Source organism: Kitasatospora phosalacinea (assembly GCF_000717185.1).
GTDB classification, from domain to species: Bacteria; Actinomycetota; Actinomycetes; order Streptomycetales; family Streptomycetaceae; genus Kitasatospora; species Kitasatospora phosalacinea_A.
Genome location: NZ_JNYE01000214.1, coordinates 1 through 2,354 on the forward strand (window position 1 = coordinate 1; position 2,354 = coordinate 2,354).

Below are 2,354 nucleotides of genomic sequence, written 5' to 3' on the forward strand. Positions count from 1 at the left end.
GACCCGCCCCGACCCGCCCCGGTTCGTCGCATCGCCCAGCCCCGCCGCCCCGCAGTCGCCCCCGCTTCGTACCATCCGCGGCTGTGGCCCGCCCCGCCCCCGCCCTACCGTCGGAAGGCATGCGACGCAGACAGCCACCGGCCCCCGCACCGGTGCCGTTCTCCCCGGCCGCGGCCCGCGCCCACCGCACCGCCCTCGGCCTGACGGTCGACCAGGTCGCGGCCGGGCTCGCCGCGCACGGCGTACGGCTGCTGCCCGGGCACGTCCTCGGCTGGGAGCAGGGGCAGGTCGCGCCCACCGAGGAACAGCTGATCGCCCTCGCCCGCACCCTCTGGTGCCCGCCCGCCCGGCTCATGGGCGCCGCGCCCGTCACCCTCCGCGACCACCGGATCGCCCGCGAACTCACCCCCGACCAGGCCGCCCGCCTGCTCGGCCTCGCCCCCGACACCTACCGGCGGGTCGAAGCCACCGGACGCTGGACCGCAGGCGAGGAGCAGACCCGCCTGCTCGCCCGCGTCCTCGCCCTCGACCTCCCGACCCTGCTCCGCCTCACCGGCCGCACCGCCGACCTCGACGCCCGCCTCCGCCAGGTCGTCCAGGGCCGCTGGCAGGCCCAACTCGCCCCCGTCGCCCGCCTCGTCCCCGTCGACCCCGCCACCCTCGAACGCGTCCTCGCCACCCTCCAGTCCGAACACCACACCCCCACCTCCTGGGGCACCGCCCCCGCCCCGACCCGCCCCGAACCCACCGCCCGCTTCTGGCAGTTGCTCGCCGAAGCGGGGGAGGAGCGGGCCTGAACCGGCGCCGACGGCCCTCGAGGAGCCGCCGGAGGCCCCGCTGCCGGTCCGCCCGCTCCTCCGGCCCCGCCCGCTCCTCCGGTCCGCCCGCACCACCTGGTGCCGCCGTCTCACCGGGTGGTGCGGGCGGCAAGCACCCGCGCGCGGCCCCAGTCGGCCAGGGGGCCCAGCGCCCCGTTGAGCCGGGTGCCGTCCCCCGTCAGCGAGTACTCGACGCGCGGGGGCACCTCGTCGTACGACTCGCGGTGCACGATGCCGTCCGCCTCCAGCTCGCGCAGGTGGGCGGCGAGCACCTTCTCGGTCACCCCGGGCAGCATCCGCCGGAGTTCGCCGAACCGGCGGTGCGGCTGCTGGTGCAGGGCCCAGAGGATCAGCACCTTCCACTTGCCGCCGATCACCTCCAGTGCCGCGTCGATCCCGCAGACGTGCCCGTCCGGTGCGCCCGGACGGTTGACGGTCGCCATCGCGCCCTCCCCTGACCTGTTCGCTCACCCCGGGGTAACCACCCACTCCGAAGTGCGTACTTGATCACTCCCGGGCCTGCGAGCAGCCTAACGGGCATGACAGAGAACGCCGTTGGGCACAGCATCGAGAACCCGGCCGAGGACACCGCGGCCCGCACCCCCGGGGGCACCGCGAGGACCCCGCTGACCCTGCTCGGCCTCGGCGCGATGGGCACCGCGCTCGGCCGGGCCTGGCTCGCCGCCGGACACCCGCTGACCGTCTGGAACCGCAGCGCCGCCCGCGCCGAGGCCCTCGCGGCCGAGGGTGCGACGGTCGCCGCGAGCGCCGCCGAGGCGGTCGCCGCCAACGGCCTGGTGGTCGTCTGCCTGCTGGACGACGACTCGGTCGGGCAGGCACTCGCCGACGCGGACCTCACCGGACGGGACCTGGTGAACCTGGTCACCGGCACCCCCGGCCAGGCCCGCGACCGGGCCGCCTGGGCCGTCGCCCGAGGCGCCCGCTACCTCGACGGCGGGATCATGGCCGTCCCGCCGATGATCGGGGTGCCGGAAGCCGGCGGCTACGTCTTCTACAGCGGCTCGCCCGAGCTCTTCGAGCAGCACCGCGCCGCCCTCGCCGTCCCGGCCGGCGTCCGCTGGGTCGGCGAGGACCCGGGACTCGCCGCGCTGCACGACGTGGCGCTGCTCGGGGCCATGTACGGCATGTTCGCCGGCGCCGCGCACGCCTTCGCGCTGATCGGCAAGGAGTCCGTCGCACCCTCCTCGCTCGCCCCGCTGCTCGCCGACTGGCTGACCGCGATGGCCCCGGCCGTCCACCAGACCGCCGCACAACTGGAGGCCGGGGACTACACGCTGGGCGTCGTCTCCAACCTGGGCATGCAGGTGGCCGGCGTGCCGACCTTCCTGCGCACCGCGGAGGAGCAGCGGGTCAGCCCCGAACTGCTGGCCCCCTACTTCGGGTTGATGCGACGGCGGCTGGAGTCGGGGAGCGCCGAGGAGGACCTCACCGGGGTGGTCGACCTGCTGCGACGGTGACCCCGCACCCCGCACCCCGCACCCCGCACCCCGCACCCCGCACCCCGCACCCCGCACC

The 2,354-nt window shown here is 76.5% G+C and carries 3 protein-coding genes; 2 read left to right on the plus strand and 1 reads right to left on the minus strand.

Going from position 1 to position 2,354, the window contains the following annotated elements; translation table 11 throughout:
- Nucleotides 1-119 precede the first annotated feature (119 nt).
- The gene (locus OO57_RS37565; protein ID WP_081974237.1) at nucleotides 120-797 is read left to right on the plus strand and encodes a helix-turn-helix domain-containing protein; all 678 of its coding nucleotides are present in this window, start codon (nucleotides 120-122) and stop codon (nucleotides 795-797) included.
- 110 nt (nucleotides 798-907) lie between these two features.
- Here the strand turns inward: OO57_RS37565 and OO57_RS37570 are convergent, their stop codons facing one another.
- Nucleotides 908-1,261: a winged helix-turn-helix transcriptional regulator gene (locus OO57_RS37570; RefSeq protein WP_033257378.1), complete on the minus strand. Its 354-nt coding sequence runs from the start codon at nucleotides 1,259-1,261 to the stop codon at nucleotides 908-910.
- Between the two features lie 96 nt (nucleotides 1,262-1,357).
- Between OO57_RS37570 and OO57_RS37575 the strand changes: the two genes are divergently transcribed.
- Nucleotides 1,358-2,296, plus strand: a complete 939-nt coding sequence (locus OO57_RS37575) for an NAD(P)-dependent oxidoreductase (protein WP_081974238.1) — start codon at nucleotides 1,358-1,360, stop codon at nucleotides 2,294-2,296.
- Nucleotides 2,297-2,354: the final 58 nt, after the last annotated feature.